Here is a 14614-nt window from a genome sequence, read left to right as displayed (position 1 = left end):
TCTGAATAGCTAAGGGCCAAACGTACGTTTGGCTCTACGTTTCTGCATCCTCGCCTTCCTCTGTTATCTCACCACAGTAAAACCTTCACTGTTTAACGATGGCTCCAAACACCAAGTATAAAAAAACCGGCGCCTGGGCGCCGGTTCAGTTTGCGGATCAGTCTAGGGTTACCGGTGAGCCAGCTCTGCTTCGTCCTCGCTGTCCATAATGGCTTTGTCGGTCTGCTTCATCAGTTGGCTGGTGATGGTACCTGCGGTCATAGAACCACTAACGTTCAGCGCGGTACGGCCCATATCGATCAACGGTTCAACCGAAATCAGCAGGGCGACCAGGGTCACCGGCAGGCCCATCGCTGGCAGCACAATCAGTGCAGCGAAGGTCGCTCCGCCGCCCACACCGGCAACACCGGCTGAACTGACGGTAACAATGCCGACCAGCGTTGCGATCCACAGAGGATCCAGCGGGTTGATACCCACGGTTGGCGCAACCATCACCGCGAGCATTGCCGGGTAGAGACCCGCGCAACCGTTCTGACCAATAGTGGCACCAAATGAAGCCGAGAAGCTGGCAATCGATTCTGGCACGCCCAGACGGCGAGTCTGCGCTTCGACGTTCAGCGGGATGCTGGCAGCGCTGGATCGGCTGGTGAAGGCAAAGGTCAGCACCGGCCACACCTTGCGGAAGAATTTCAGCGGATTGACGCCGGTGAAGCTCAACAGCAGGCCGTGAACCACGAACATGATCGCCAGACCAAGGTAAGAGGCAACCACAAAGCTGCCCAGCTTGATAATATCGTGGATGTTTGAACCCGCAACCACCTTGGTCATCAACGCCAGTACGCCGTAAGGCGTCAGCTTCATCACCAGACGGACCAGCTTCATCACCCAGGCTTGCAGGGTATCGATAGCTACCAGCACGCGCTGGCCTTTCGGCTGGTCATCTTTAAGCAGTTGCAGCGAAGCCACGCCCAGGAAGGCAGCGAAAATCACCACGCTGATGATTGACGTTGGGTTGGCCCCGGTCAGATCGGCAAACGGGTTTTTCGGCACAAATGACAGGATCAGTTGCGGCACGCTGAGATCGGCCACTTTGCTGGCGTAGTTGGTTTCGATTGCTGACAAACGAGCAGTTTCTTGTGTGCCCTGGACCAGACCTTCTGCGGTCAGCCCGAACAGGTTGGTGACCAATACGCCCACCAGGGCGGCAATCAACGTGGTAAACAGCAGCGTACCAATGGTCAGGAAGCTGATTTTGCCCAGCGAGGAAGCGTTGTGCAACTTGGCTACGGCGCTAAGGATGGAGGCGAAAACCAGCGGCATCACGATCATTTGCAGCAGCTGTACATAGCCGTTACCGACGATGTTAAACCAGCTGATGGACGCTTTCAGCACCGGGTTGTCCGAGCCGTAAATCAGTTGCAGTACCAAACCGAACACTACACCAAGTGCCAGACCAACCAGCACTTTTTTAGCCAGACTCCATTGCTTATGGCGGGTTTGCGCCAACAGCAAAAGGAGGGCGGCAAAAACCAGCACGTTTAATACGAGCGGTAGATTCATCCCCAATGTCTCCAATCTTGTTTTTTTATATTTAAGGTGCTGTGCACCGATGTAATACGATGTAAATATCGTAACATTTTGCGATGAAGCGCACTTATATCTAAAAGGTATTTAATATAACTTTTTACTGAAAATAGATGGCATAGTGAGCGATTTGGCGGGTAAATAGGCGGTTTTGTTGATCACAGTCGGATATTTTTAATTTGCTCAAAATATGACTGCACCGGAAGAGTGTAATCTCCTTGCCAGTAAATGGCGAAAGCCACCAGGCATAGACACAGTACCCTCTCCAGCTGATTGCCTTTTTGTGAGTTCAATATCGGCAGGCAGAAACGCCAGCGGCAGGGCCAGAACAATGGTACTCCAGCAGGGGTCAGCATATCGGCCAGCAGGTGGCTGAAATAACCGATAATCATGGCGTGTAGTACATCCGCGGGGATCGGCCAACCGCGCGGCACCTCCAGCTGAAATAACCACATGCCGCCGACGATCGCCAGCAGGCTATGGGTGAAACCGCGGTGACCAAAGGCGCGTGAGATTGGGATGGCTATCCAGCGCAGGCGCTGGCCCAGGATGGATTTAGGGTGATCGATATCGGGTAACAGTGACGTCAGTAGCGCGGCAGGAATGATGTGCCACCAATCGCCAGCGGCGAGCACAGGAGTCACCTCCGCTTTCTTGGCAAAGATCGCGCAGGCAACAGAGAATAGGAGATGTCCTTCCGCGGTCATGTTGCTATATTCCGGCTACTAAACTGTTAATTTATCCAGTATATGGGAATTTTTACAGTAACGGAAGCAGTTACCCTGTAACGATTTGTTAATTTTACGCCGTTTTACAAAGGGTTGAAACCTCATTTCTGACGGATGCAGTATACAGGCAGACTCTAATGTAGGGAGGGCCGCATGCGGCACCCGTTCAAATTCGGGGGAAGATATGTTTGCTGTGGGGATCAACGAGCCAGCCCAATCACGATGCCTTGCCTTTGGCCGGTATTACAGCCAGTGATCTGCGATATTTACCCCATTAAGTATAATGAATTCAAAATGATAGATTTGTTCTGCCTGTCGTGAGGGAAGAAAACACCGGGCTTTCGATGGCTACCGCGTGGCAGTGACAGTGACACCTAATTGTCCGGTGTTTTCTTTATGCGATTAGCATAATTTGGATGGTATAATAATTCAATAAAAATGAAATCGTATTTTATTTTATCGTAATAAGGGGAAAGGGCACCGGTAGGGCCGATGCCGTCAAGATCAGGCCAGATGTGCGGCAGTCAACTGCTCGAGACTTTGCAGTTTAAGGTCGGCCAAGGCCCAGCGCGGATCCTGGCTGTATTCGTGCGCAGGGATCACGATCGACCTCATGCGTGCCGCCTTGGTGGCAATCATGCCGTTGAAGGAGTCTTCCAGAGTAATGCAGTGCTGTGGATCGCTGCCCAGACGTTCGGCCGCGATCAGATAGACTTCCGGGTGCGGTTTGCTATACGGCAGGTATTCGGCCGAAACCAACTGGTCAAAGTAACTCTCCAGATCGAACATCTTTAGCACCTGTTGCTGCATATGTAGCGGAGAAGCGGAGGCCAGCCCGATATTCAGATCCAGGCTACGGCACAGTTCCAACGCTTGTTGCACCCCAGGTAGCAACGGGCGCTTTTCCTGCACCAACTCGATGGCCCGCTCGATTATGCGGCCAGTCACTTCCTCCTGAGAAGGTCCTTGCCACGGCATGGCCTGGAACCACATCCGCACTACCAGATCGATGCGCAAACCCAGCGTATCCGGCAGGTTGTGACGATTGGACAAATCCAGTCCCAATGAGCTGAAGATGTCCATTTCCGCCTGTAGCCACAGGGGCTCAGAATCAATCAATAAACCGTCCATATCAAAAATTGTGGTTGTTATGCGTTGCGAATAAGCCATTAACAATTAACCCCTGTTGTACTAGTAAAAGAAAATGTTTTCGCCACTCTATCATCTTTGTTCAGGCAACTGCATCCTTCGGACCCGGAGGGGGGACAAAGTGCAGGATCTCACTGGATTCAGATGGGAAGACGAAGAAAACGGTGGGCGAGTTTCATTAACTACAGGTAGACTTAGCGCAACAACGATTGCGTCGCTTACAAGGGGAACACATGACGTATCAACAGGCTGGGCGCGTTGCCATTCTGAAACGCATTTTCGGATGGGTCGTTTTCATCCCGGCGTTACTTTCAACGCTGGTTTCACTGCTGGGTTTTGTTTATCAACACAGTGAGAAGTCCAGAGGGATCAACGCAGTGATGCTGGATTTTGTCCACGTCATGGTCGATATGGTGCGCTTCAATACGCCATTCCTGAATATTTTCTGGTACAACTCACCGGTACCGGACGTGGATAAGAGCCTGTTTAGCGGCGCTAATCTGATGTTTATCATTATCTACTTCCTCATTTTTGTTGGCCTGGCATTGCAGACCTCCGGTGCGCGCATGTCGCGTCAGGTGAAGTTTATCCGTGAGGGATTGGAAGATCAGATGATCCTGGAACAGGCCAAGGGTAGCGAAGGGCACACGCGTGCGCAATTGGAGGAGCGGGTAACGTTGCCGCACCACACCATTTTGCTGCAATACTTCCCGTTGTATATTTTGCCGGTGGTGATCGCCGTAGTGGCTTATTTTGTACTCAAGCTGCTAGGGCAAATGGCCGGAGTGGCGTAGGGGCGCTGCATGCTGCGCCCGTTAAGATAAGTCAGTAATATTGCCGCTTTGTCATCAATCTGAGGTGCCGCATGCGGCACCTTATCGTTTACAGCATCTCCGGGTGGAGCAGATTGTCGATGGCTCGTTGTGCCATGACCAGATGTTGACCGCCAAACAGGTTGCTGCGGTTGAGCAGGTAATAAAGTTGATACAGCGGCTGGCGTTCGATAAAACCGGCCTCCAGCGGCCACACGCTCTGATAGCCGTCATAAATCTGGGTGGGCAATTCAGGATAAAGCGGCAGCATCGCCAAATCACACTCTCTGTCGCCCCAGTAACAGGCTGGATCAAACAGCAAAGGCCCATCGGCGGCCTGAGCGCAGTTAGCAGGCCACAGATCGCCGTGCAGCAGGGAAGGCTGTGGCTGATGGTTTTGCAAGCGCAGATACACCACGTCGATAATTTCGTCGATATCACCGAAGGTCATACCCTTTTCCGCCGCCAGCTGTAGCTGCCAGCCGATGCGTTGCTCGGCAAAAAATTCCGCCCAGCGGCGTTGCCAGGCGTTGGGCTGCGGTGTGGTGGAAAGATGGTTATCGAAGTCGAGGCCGAACTGTGGTTGTTCGCTCCACTGGTGCAGGCGGGCCAGTTGTTGCCCGAGGCAGTGCGCCCCGTGAGCATCCAGCGGCTTAAGGGGTTGATACTCCAGCAGCAGGAAACTGTAATCGCGATCGCTGCCAACCCCATACACTTCAGGCACTCGCACAGTCTTACTGCGCGCCAGTAGGGCCAGTTGATCGGCCTCTGCGGTGAATATCGGCAGCATTTCACGGGTATCACATTTAACAAATACCTCGCTATCACCGTAACTCACGCGCCACGCCGGGTGGATTTCCCCCCCGGGCAGTTCAGTCCTTTCGCGGATTTCTGCGCTGCCAAGATGTTCACTCAACAGACGACTAACGGCTTGCCACATAGTAATCCCCTTCTGTGTTGCCTGCGATTTCATTAGGTTAGCGTCTTTCCTACTGCGAAAACACGATGTGGCGCACAGCTGCGCCATCTATTGACGAAAATATCATCGCTGCGTGTCTGGTCAAAGTATATACGCTATTGATTAATTTAAGTACGCTTATGCTTAATGCCGCTTGCGGGATAGCCGACAAGACGGTATCTCTCCCGCGCAGGGCGAGGGAGCTGTCGTGGAGCCGTGGGTAGGGGCAGGAGCCAATCGGTGGCACATTCTGTTCCCTCTCCTGGGGGAGAGGGTTAGGGTGAGGGCGACTTGGTGAATGGAGTTGAGTCGGCAGTGGCAGTGCGGTAAGTTTCGTATCAACACATATGGTGGTCCCTACGAATGATCCTTAGCCAGGCCGTTCTCGTGGTGTTGCACGGGTTTGAAGTGGCTATAGAGCAGGGCGATGACAAACAGCACCGCCTGCACAATAACGATGCACGGCCCGGTTGCGCCGTCGATATGAAAGCTGATCAGCGTCCCCAGCACGCAGGAAAAAACCGAAGCGACGGTGGCAATGATCAGCATCCGGTTGAAGCTGCGACACAGGGTGAACGCAATGATCCCCGGTGCGATCAGCATCGCAATCACCAGGATCACCCCCACCGCCTGTAGCGAGGCCACAATGGTTAACGCCAGCAGGCACAGTAAGCCGTAGTGCAGTAACTTCACCGGCAGGCCGATGACGCGCGCATGGTTGGGATCGAAACAGTACAGCATAAAGTCCTGGCGCTTGAGCAGCACGATCGCCAGCGTGATCCCGGCGATCCACAATGTTTGCCGCAACTCACCGTCGGTGATCCCCAACATATTGCCGAACAGGATATGGCTGAGGTGTTGATCGGTATCGATGCGGGCAAACAGCACCAGTCCAAAGGCAAACATACCGGAGAACACGATCCCCATCACGGTATCTTCCTTAACTCGGCTGTGCTCTTTCAGATAGCCCGTCGCCACTGCGCAGAAAATGCCGGAAAGAAATGCGCCAATCGCCAGCGGAATACTGAATACAAAGGCCAATACAATGCCGGGTAGCACGGCGTGAGAGATGGCATCCCCCATCAGTGACCAGCCCTTCAACACCAGATAACAAGACAGCACGGCGCAGACCACGCCGGTGACGATGGCCGCGATGATGGCGCGCTGCATAAAGGGATAGGCGAACGGCTCCGAGAGCCATTGCAACAGAAGTTCCATCAGTTACCCTCCGGGGAGTTGCCATGGGTGACACGGCGTTTTGAGGCTAACAGCCCGTGCTTCGGTGCAAACAGGAAGGCGACCAGGAACACCAGCGTTTGCAGCGTGACGATCACGCCGCCGGTAGCCCCGTCGACGAAGAAGCTGAGGTAAGCGCCCAGGCTGCTGGTCAAGGCTCCGATCGCAATGGCGATAATCACCAACCGGCCAAAACGGTCGGTCAGCAGATAGGCGGTGGCACCGGGAGTGATCACCATGGCGATCACCAAAATGGCGCCGACGGTTTGCAGTGCGGCCACGGTACAGGCGCTAAGCAGGGTAAAGAACAGGATCTTCAACTTCAATGGCGAAAGCCCGATTGATACCGCGTGGTTTTCGTCAAAAAACACCGCTAGCAAGTCTTTCCACACCAGGCATAAGATCAGTAACGAAACGCCGATAATAATTTCCACCTGCAACACGTCTTCGTCCGCGATGCCGAGAATGTTGCCGAAGATGATCGACTGCACATTCACCGAGGTGGGATTGAGCGAAATAATCAGCAGGCCGACGGCGAAAAAGGTAGAGAAAATAAAGCCGATAATCGCATCTTCACGTAGGCGGGTAACGTGACGTACCAACGTCATCGCCAGCGCGGCCAGCATGCCGGTGAAAAACGCACCGGCCGCATAAGGCAGGCCGAGGGCATAGGCACCGGCCACGCCAGGGACCACGGAGTGGGAAAGCGCATCGCCCATTAACGACCAGCCTTTCAGCATCAGATACGCCGACAGAAAAGCGCAGGCCGCGCCGACGATGGCGCTAACCCACATCGCCTTGACCATATAGTTGTAGTTGAACGGTTGCAGCAGGATCTCGAGCATCAGGGATTATTCTCCTTTTGCTGACTTTGCGCCGGAGGATCGCTTTTGGTATGACCATAAAACACCGCAGGGCGTTCGTCATCGGTTAATACCGTCACGGTGCGGGGATCGTTATCATCGTGCAGATCGGGCCCAGAGAGGTTGATATGGCGCAATACGCCGCCGAATGCCAATTCCAGATTGCTTTGCGTGAAGGTGGTTTCGAGCGGCCCGGTGGCCAGCACGGTACGGTTAATCAGGATCACCCGATCGCAAAATTCCGGTACGCTGCCGAGGTTGTGGGTCGATACCAGGATCAGGTGACCCTCATCGCGCAGCGAACGTAACAGCTCGATAATGGCGTTCTCGGTTTTGACATCCACGCCGGTAAAAGGCTCATCAAGCAGCAGTACCGTTCCCTGCTGAGCCAGGGCACGGGCCAGGAATACACGCTTTTTTTGCCCGCCGGAAAGCTCACCGATCTGTCGGCTACGTAGCTCACTCAGGCCAACGCGTTCCAGCGCCTTATCGACCCACAGCCGGTCTTCCTTAGTCGGAATGCGCAAGAAGTTCATTTTGCCGTAGCGGCCCATCATCACCACGTCTTCCACCAGCACCGGGAAGTTCCAGTCAACCTCTTCGGTCTGCGGCACGTAGGCGATAATGTTTTTCTTCAGCGCAGCGACAACCGGTTGCCCGCTCAGCATCACCTGGCCGGACGTCGGTTTTATCAGGCCCATGATGCTTTTGAAGAGGGTTGATTTCCCGCTGCCATTAACTCCCACCAGTGCACAGATCGAACCACCGCTAAGGGTAAAGCTGGCGTTATGGATTGCCGTATGGCCATTATTATAGGTGACCGATACGTCATCCACGTTGAGTTCGGGGCGGATAAAGGTCTCTGTACTCATTGATTGAACCCTTTGGCGATGGTTTGCACGGTGGCATTGAGCAGATCGATATAGGTGGGCACCGGCCCGTCGGCGGCAGACAGCGAATCGACATACAGCACACCACCGTATTGCGCACCGGTTTCTTTGGCCACCTGCTTGGCGGGTTTATCCGAAATGGTGCTTTCGCTGAACACCACCGGAATGTGGTTGGCCCGCACGGTATCGATCACTCGGCGTACTTGCTGTGGTGAGCCTTGTTCGTCGGCATTGATCGGCCACAGATAGACTTCTTGCAGCTGATAATCTTTGGCCAGATAGCTAAAGGCACCTTCGCTGGTCACCAGCCAGCGTTGGGCTGACGGAATGCGAGACAAACGTTCGCGTAGTGGGGCATCCAGCGCCGCGATTTTTTCAGCGTAGGCTTTGGCATTGCGGTTATAGCTTTCCGCGTTGTCGGGATCGTACTGTACCAACGCTTTGCGGATGTTCTCAACGTAGATCAGCGCATTGCTTGGTGACATCCAGGCATGGGGATTTGGGTTACCGTTATATGGGCCTTCGTGGATCGGAAGTGGAGTGATCCCTTCGGTCACCACTGCGGCGGGAACCTGTTTGATATTTTCGAAGAAGCGTTGGAACCAGCGTTCCAGATTCATCCCGTTCCATAAAATCAGATCGGCGTGCTGTGCCTTAACGATATCGCGCGGCGTGGGCTGGTAGTCGTGGATTTCCGCTCCAGGTTTGGTGATGGACTCCACCACGGCGGCATCGCCCGCCACATTCTGGGCGATATCCTGGATAATGGTGAAGGTTGTCACCACGCGCAGTTTATCCTTCGCCAGAGCTGGTTGGCTCACAGCAACAATGCTAAGGCATACGCAGAGCAGGGCAAGAGGGCGAAAGCGGGACAAGCTACAATGACGGGTAAATACTCTGTTTTTCATTGGCATGATGGCGTCTCCTTGTTTCAAATGAAAATGATTATCAATATCAATTGAGCGGAAGTCAAGCATCACCCAGCTTTGCCAAAGGGTTATTTTATTGTTAATGGAATGGTGCCGCCGTGTGAGTTATAACATTTTATGTATCGGGATGTAACCGCTTAAAGTAGTCACTGGCAGTGATTATCTCCACCTCGGGTTTTGCCCCCAATGCCACCTCGCCCAACCCCTGCGCCAACTGTTTTACATCTTCTTGATTTAATGACATTGTTAGCGAAAAACTGTTGATCCCAAGCTCATGGGGAACGCCCTTGCTGTCGCTGAGCGTGGTGGAAAAACCGGCCAGCGTCATTTGTCCTGTTAATTCAGCTAAATCGGTTAAGCTCTGTTCCAGATAGGTGAAAGACACCACATAACCTGTGGACGAAGATTGACTCATAAATCACCTCTTGGTATATGGATAACCTGAGAATAGACCAAAAAAGTTATGCAGGTATCCTTACCCGTTGTATATGCTACGCAACTCATTGAAAGGAGTGAGGGATTCTGTGAAAACAAAAATAGGTTGCCTGATGGCAATCGTACTATTAGCCGGTTGTGCGAAAGATCCGCAAACAACGAGCAATCAGGCAGGCAGTGGCACTTCGGGCGGTTGGCTAAAAACCCCACCGCAAACACCAAGCAACCGTACCGGCACACCGGTCGCTTATAACGATTATATCCGCCAGGCCGCCAGCAACTATGGCGTCGACGAAACGCTGATTAAGGCGATCATTCAGGTGGAGTCCGGGTTTAACCCGAACGTGGTCAGCACCTCGAATGCCGTGGGGCTAATGCAGCTGAAAGCCTCAACCGCTGGGCGTGATGCTTACCGTATGAAGGGCAAGAACGGGCAGCCAAGTTCACGTGAGTTGAAGGATCCGGCGGTTAATATTGATCTGGGAACAGCCTATATCAATATTCTTCAAAGCCAGCAGCTAGCCGGGATCACCAATCCACAAACGCTGCGCTATGCCACTATTGTTTCCTATGTGAACGGGGCAGGCGCGATGTTACGGACCTTCTCATCGGATAAGCGCGTGGCGGTAAACCGCATTAATCAGATGAGCCCGGAAGAGTTTTATCAGCATATCCAGAAGAAACACCCGGCACCACAAGCGCCGCGTTACTTGTGGAAGGTTACCACCGCTTATCAAGCGATGGCCTACTAGCCTCAGATTGCCTACAACCGGCCTCAGTAAGGGGCCGGTTTTGCTATTTCTTACCGCTAAAAATGTGTTCCACATCCCATTTCCGCCTATCTGCTGCCTGATGTTCTAAAAAGCGCACAAATTGTTAATTTTACATTAACAAAGAAAACTTTACGTTCAATCAATTAGTTACCGGTAACATTGTTGCTAAAGCTCACATTCTGACCTTCAATAAATAAACAATTACGTAACAATATATGTTTAAACTCCGCATAGACCACAAGGTTGAGGTTAAATAGTTGTGATTCTTTTCGGAAGGAATGTGCTATGTCGAACGATAAAACCAACAATTCCCGGCGTGATTTCTTACTGAAATCGATGACGCTGATCCCCGCAGCCGTTATCGGTGGCAGCGGTGTGGGTGCCCTGACGACACCCACATCTGTGCTTGCCGCTAGCGATACCCCCAAGCAAGCTGACTATCAACCCACCTTCTTTACCCCCGAAGAGTGGGCCTTTGTTCAGGCGGCGGTGGCGCGTTTGATCCCTGCGGACGATCGCGGCCCGGGCGCTTTGGAAGCCGGCGTGCCGGAGTTTATCGATCGTCAGATGAATACGCCTTATGCCACCGGTGCAATCTGGTACATGCAAGGGCCGTTCAATCCCGATGTCGCTCCGGAAATGGGTTATCAACTGCCGTTGGTACCCAAACAGATTTATAACCTGGGCATCAGCGACGCGGATGCCTACAGCAAGAAAACGACAGGTAAAGTATTCGCCGAACTGGATGGCGCACAACAGGATGCGCTGTTGCAAAAGTTTGAATCCGGTGAAGCCGAGTTTGTGCAACTGCCTGCCAAGCTGTTCTTCTCTTATCTGTTGCAAAACACCCGTGAAGGCTTTTTCAGCGATCCGATCCATGGCGGTAACAAAGAGATGGTGGGATGGAAGCTGATCAATTTTCCGGGCGCGCGCGCCGACTTTATGGACTGGGTTGAGCGAGGGGAACGTTATCCCTTCCCGCCGGTATCTATTCGTGGGGAGAGAGGGTAATTATGGCAACGGTAATGAAAAAGCAGGATGTGGTGATCGTCGGTTTTGGCTGGGTTGGTGCCATTATGGCCAAGGAGTTGACCGAGGCCGGGCTTAACGTGGTGGCGCTTGAGCGTGGCCCGATGCGCGATACCTACCCAGACGGCTCCTACCCGCAGGTGATCGATGAACTGACCTATAATATCCGCCGCAAGCTGTTCCAGGACCTTTCCAAAAGTACCGTGACCATCCGTCACAACGCCAGCCAAACCGCAGTGCCTTATCGCCAGTTGGCGGCTTTCCTGCCGGGCACCGGCGTGGGCGGAGCTGGCCTGCACTGGTCTGGCGTGCATTTCCGTATCGATCCTATCGAGCTGCGAATGCGCAGCCATTATGAAGAGCGCTACGGCAAAAGCTTTATTCCAAAAGACATGACGATCCAGGATTTTGGGGTGAGCTACGACGAGCTGGAGCCGTTCTTCGATAAGGCCGAGAAGGTATTCGGTACCTCCGGCACTGCCTGGACGGTGAAGGGGCAGTTGGTGGGTAAAGACAAAGGTGGAAACCCCTTTGCACCTGACCGTTCCGACCATTTCCCGCTGCCAGCGCAGAAGAACACCTTCTCCGCGCAGCTGTTTGAAAAGGCGGCGCGTGAGGTGGGTTATCACCCTTACAATCTGCCCTCTGCCAATACCTCAGATTCCTATACCAACCCCTATGGCGCGCAGATGGGGCCTTGCAACTTCTGCGGTTATTGCAGCGGTTATGCCTGCTACATGTATTCCAAGGCCTCGCCAAACGTCAATATCCTGCCAGCACTGCGGATGGAGAAGCGCTTTGAGCTGCGCACCAACGCCAACGTGCTGAAGGTTAACCTGACCGCAGACAAAAGCCGGGCGACCGGGGTCAACTATATCGATGCCCAGGGGCGAGAGATCGAACAACCTGCCGATCTGGTGATCCTCGGAGCCTTCCAGTTCCACAACGTACACCTGATGCTGCTCTCCGGTATTGGCAAGCCTTACGATCCACAGACCGGTGAAGGGGTGGTTGGGCGTAACTTTGCCTACCAGAATATGACCACCATCAAGGCGTTCTTCGATAAGGACGTCCACACCAACCCGTTTATTGGCGCGGGCGGTAACGGCGTTGGCGTGGATGATTTCAATGCGGATAACTTTGACCACGGCAAAGAAGGTTTTGTCGGTGGCTCACCGTTCTGGGTCAACCAGGCGGGTACCAAGCCTATCTCCGGTCTGCCGACGCCTCCTGGCACTCCAGCCTGGGGCAGCAAGTGGAAAGCTGCGGTGGCGGATGCCTATACGCACCATGTCTCTATGGATGCGCATGGCGCGCACCAGTCCTATCGTAGCAACTACCTCGATCTCGATCCGACCTATAAGAACGTCTTTGGCCAACCGCTGCTACGCATGACCTTCGACTGGCAGGAAAACGACATCAAGATGGCGCAGTTTATGTTTAACAAGATGGCCCCCATCGCCAAGGCGATGAACCCGAAACTGATTTCCGGCAGCCCGAAAAACGCTAACAGCCATTTCGATACCACCAGCTATCAAACCACGCACATGAACGGCGGTGCGGTGATGGGGGAGGATCCGAAGACCAGCGCGGTAAACCGCTATCTGCAAAGCTGGGACGTGCATAACGTGTTCTCGATCGGCGCATCAGCCTTCCCGCAGGGGCTAGGCTACAACCCGACCGGCACCGTTGCCGCGTTGGCCTACTGGTCTGCCCGTGCCATTCGCGATCAGTATCTGAAAAACCCAGGCCCATTGGTACAGGCATGAGGATGCGAGTGATGAAAGTTTTGGTTCCCGCACTGGTTCTCAGTGCACTGAGTTTTTCCGTTTTGGCGCAGGACGCGGCGGTCAGCAGCGACTTGCTCAAACGGGGTGAATATCTGGCACGTGCCGGTGACTGTGTAGCCTGCCATACCAATGGCAAGGGCGGCGTGCCCTTTGCTGGTGGTTTGGCGATGGAAACGCCGATTGGCACTATCTATTCCACCAACATCACCCCGGACAAAACCACCGGCATTGGCGACTACAGTTTTGAAGATTTCGACGATGCGGTACGTAAAGGTGTCGCCAAGAACGGTAGCACCCTGTACCCGGCGATGCCTTATCCTTCGTTTGCGCTGGTGAAAGAAGAGGATATGCGTGCCATGTACGCCTATTTCATGCACGGCGTGCAGCCAGTGAAACAAGCGAACAAAGACTCTGATATTCCCTGGCCGTTGTCCATGCGCTGGCCGCTACACATCTGGCGCTCGATGTTTGCACCAACACCGGCAGATTTCGCGGCAAACGCCAACGCCGATCCGGTTATTGAACGTGGCCGCTATCTGGTCGAAGGGCTGGGGCACTGCGGAGCATGCCATACGCCGCGCAGCCTGACCATGCAAGAGAAGGCGTTGAGCAACACGGAAGGGGATGATTACCTGTCCGGCAGCAACGCGCCGATCGACGGTTGGGTGGCATCCAGCCTGCGTGGTGATAATAAAGATGGCCTGGGTACCTGGAGTGAGAGCGAACTGACCGAGTTCCTGAAAACCGGCCGTAACGCTAAGTCGGTGGTATTTGGTGGCATGAGCGACGTGGTCGAACATAGTCTGCAATATCTCAGCGATGAGGATTTGACCGCGATCGCCCGCTATTTGAAAACCTTGCCGCCGAAAGACGGTAAACAGCAGGCCGCACCGGTTGAAGACAGCGTCGCCAAAGATTTATGGCGTGGTAACGACAGCAAGCCCGGAGCCGCGCTGTACGTCGATAACTGTGCCGCTTGCCACCGCACCGATGGCGTTGGCTACCAACGTGCTTTCCCGGCGTTGAAGGGCAACCCGGTGGTACAGACCGAAGACGCGACTTCGCTGATCCACATTGTGCTGGTTGGCAATACCACGCCAGCGGTGAAGGGAGCGGTTTCCAACCTCACCATGCCGCCGTTTGGCTGGCGCTTGAACGATCAGCAGGTAGCGGACGTGGTGAACTTTATCCGTTCCAGCTGGGGTAACAACGCCAAAGCCATCAGTGCCTCCGATGTGGCTGACGTGCGTAAGGATCGTTCCATAATCCGTGATGAGAAGGCGATGGGCAGCTCTGCTATTCCAGAGTCAGCACCGGTGGGCGCCAAGTAATCTTCCAATCTGTCCAAGGGCCTCGTTCGAGGCCCTTTAATCGTCTTTCATTCCCCCCTTGAATAAATTAGAGTTGTTAATCATTTTTCTGTGGTTGCTTTTTAATC

14 protein-coding genes are annotated in these 14614 nt (G+C 53.7%); 5 read left to right on the top strand and 9 right to left on the bottom strand.

Features of this window, described 5'->3' with window-relative positions; translation table 11 throughout:
• Positions 1-168: 168 nt before the first annotated feature.
• The 3 genes from ABIE29_RS10330 to hxpB form a co-directional block, all read right to left on the bottom strand.
• Positions 169-1560: an L-cystine transporter gene (locus ABIE29_RS10330; protein WP_429618494.1), complete on the bottom strand. Its 1392-nt coding sequence runs from the start codon at positions 1558-1560 to the stop codon at positions 169-171.
• Between the two features lie 182 nt (positions 1561-1742).
• Entirely contained in the window at positions 1743-2291 is a 549-nt protein-coding gene (locus tag ABIE29_RS10325; RefSeq protein ID WP_429618493.1) for a metal-dependent hydrolase, read from the bottom strand.
• A 525-nt stretch (positions 2292-2816) separates the two neighbouring features.
• A complete protein-coding gene (hxpB, locus tag ABIE29_RS10320) occupies positions 2817-3482 on the bottom strand; it encodes a hexitol phosphatase HxpB (protein WP_429618491.1) in 666 nt (221 codons plus the stop codon).
• A gap of 212 nt (positions 3483-3694) precedes the next feature.
• Between hxpB and ABIE29_RS10315 the strand changes: the two genes are divergently transcribed.
• Positions 3695-4255 (top strand): YniB family protein, encoded by a 561-nt coding sequence (locus tag ABIE29_RS10315; RefSeq protein WP_024486719.1) that lies wholly within the window; start codon positions 3695-3697, stop codon positions 4253-4255.
• 88 nt (positions 4256-4343) lie between these two features.
• Here the strand turns inward: ABIE29_RS10315 and ABIE29_RS10310 are convergent, their stop codons facing one another.
• From ABIE29_RS10310 to ghoS, 6 genes are all read right to left on the bottom strand, one after another.
• Complete coding sequence (locus ABIE29_RS10310) at positions 4344-5213, bottom strand: fructosamine kinase family protein (RefSeq protein WP_429618489.1); 870 nt, start codon at positions 5211-5213, stop codon at positions 4344-4346.
• Positions 5214-5588: 375 nt separating this feature from the next.
• A complete protein-coding gene (locus tag ABIE29_RS10305) occupies positions 5589-6449 on the bottom strand; it encodes a metal ABC transporter permease (RefSeq protein WP_429618487.1) in 861 nt (286 codons plus the stop codon).
• Positions 6449-7312, bottom strand: a complete 864-nt coding sequence (locus ABIE29_RS10300) for a metal ABC transporter permease (protein ID WP_429618486.1) — start codon at positions 7310-7312, stop codon at positions 6449-6451. Before ABIE29_RS10300 ends, ABIE29_RS10305 begins: the two co-directional genes overlap by 1 nt.
• The gene (locus ABIE29_RS10295; protein ID WP_429618484.1) at positions 7312-8202 is read right to left on the bottom strand and encodes a manganese/iron ABC transporter ATP-binding protein; all 891 of its coding nucleotides are present in this window, start codon (positions 8200-8202) and stop codon (positions 7312-7314) included. Before ABIE29_RS10295 ends, ABIE29_RS10300 begins: the two co-directional genes overlap by 1 nt.
• On the bottom strand, positions 8199-9134 hold the full coding sequence (locus tag ABIE29_RS10290) for a metal ABC transporter substrate-binding protein (protein ID WP_429618482.1): 936 nt from the start codon (positions 9132-9134) through the stop codon (positions 8199-8201). Before ABIE29_RS10290 ends, ABIE29_RS10295 begins: the two co-directional genes overlap by 4 nt.
• A 130-nt stretch (positions 9135-9264) precedes the next feature.
• Entirely contained in the window at positions 9265-9564 is a 300-nt protein-coding gene (ghoS, locus tag ABIE29_RS10285) for a type V toxin-antitoxin system endoribonuclease antitoxin GhoS (protein WP_429618480.1), read from the bottom strand.
• Positions 9565-9673: 109 nt separating this feature from the next.
• Here ghoS and ABIE29_RS10280 point away from each other — a divergent pair, with 109 nt between their 5' ends.
• From ABIE29_RS10280 to ABIE29_RS10265, 4 genes are all read left to right on the top strand, one after another.
• Positions 9674-10336 (top strand): transglycosylase SLT domain-containing protein, encoded by a 663-nt coding sequence (locus tag ABIE29_RS10280; protein ID WP_429618478.1) that lies wholly within the window; start codon positions 9674-9676, stop codon positions 10334-10336.
• A gap of 306 nt (positions 10337-10642) precedes the next feature.
• Positions 10643-11368 carry a gluconate 2-dehydrogenase subunit 3 family protein gene (locus tag ABIE29_RS10275; RefSeq protein ID WP_429618476.1) on the top strand — a complete coding sequence of 242 codons (726 nt, stop codon included), beginning with the start codon at positions 10643-10645 and terminating at the stop codon, positions 11366-11368.
• Between the two features lie 2 nt (positions 11369-11370).
• Complete coding sequence (locus tag ABIE29_RS10270; RefSeq protein WP_429618475.1) at positions 11371-13155, top strand: GMC family oxidoreductase; 1785 nt, start codon at positions 11371-11373, stop codon at positions 13153-13155.
• Positions 13156-13166: 11 nt separating this feature from the next.
• Positions 13167-14507 (top strand): c-type cytochrome, encoded by a 1341-nt coding sequence (locus ABIE29_RS10265; RefSeq protein ID WP_429618473.1) that lies wholly within the window; start codon positions 13167-13169, stop codon positions 14505-14507.
• The last annotated feature ends 107 nt before the right edge of the window (positions 14508-14614 follow it).

It is taken from the genome of Serratia sp. 2723 (genome assembly GCF_050434425.1).
Classification (GTDB): domain Bacteria; phylum Pseudomonadota; class Gammaproteobacteria; order Enterobacterales; family Enterobacteriaceae; genus Chania.
The sequence above is the reverse complement of the archived record's forward strand: the minus strand, read 5'-3'. Positions and strand labels throughout refer to the sequence as shown.

Coding starts and splice junctions, on each gene's coding strand:
- ABIE29_RS10315 (WP_024486719.1), top strand. CDS start 3,695: ATGACGTATCAACAGGCTGGGCGCGTTGCCATTCTGAAACGCATTTTC.
- ABIE29_RS10310 (WP_429618489.1), bottom strand. CDS start 5,213: ATGTGGCAAGCCGTTAGTCGTCTGTTGAGTGAACATCTTGGCAGCGCA.
- ghoS (WP_429618480.1), bottom strand. CDS start 9,564: ATGAGTCAATCTTCGTCCACAGGTTATGTGGTGTCTTTCACCTATCTG.
- ABIE29_RS10305 (WP_429618487.1), bottom strand. CDS start 6,449: ATGGAACTTCTGTTGCAATGGCTCTCGGAGCCGTTCGCCTATCCCTTT.
- ABIE29_RS10275 (WP_429618476.1), top strand. CDS start 10,643: ATGTCGAACGATAAAACCAACAATTCCCGGCGTGATTTCTTACTGAAA.
- ABIE29_RS10295 (WP_429618484.1), bottom strand. CDS start 8,202: ATGAGTACAGAGACCTTTATCCGCCCCGAACTCAACGTGGATGACGTA.
- ABIE29_RS10330 (WP_429618494.1), bottom strand. CDS start 1,560: ATGAATCTACCGCTCGTATTAAACGTGCTGGTTTTTGCCGCCCTCCTT.
- ABIE29_RS10290 (WP_429618482.1), bottom strand. CDS start 9,134: ATGCCAATGAAAAACAGAGTATTTACCCGTCATTGTAGCTTGTCCCGC.
- ABIE29_RS10325 (WP_429618493.1), bottom strand. CDS start 2,291: ATGACCGCGGAAGGACATCTCCTATTCTCTGTTGCCTGCGCGATCTTT.
- ABIE29_RS10270 (WP_429618475.1), top strand. CDS start 11,371: ATGGCAACGGTAATGAAAAAGCAGGATGTGGTGATCGTCGGTTTTGGC.
- hxpB (WP_429618491.1), bottom strand. CDS start 3,482: ATGGCTTATTCGCAACGCATAACAACCACAATTTTTGATATGGACGGT.
- ABIE29_RS10265 (WP_429618473.1), top strand. CDS start 13,167: ATGAAAGTTTTGGTTCCCGCACTGGTTCTCAGTGCACTGAGTTTTTCC.
- ABIE29_RS10300 (WP_429618486.1), bottom strand. CDS start 7,312: ATGCTCGAGATCCTGCTGCAACCGTTCAACTACAACTATATGGTCAAG.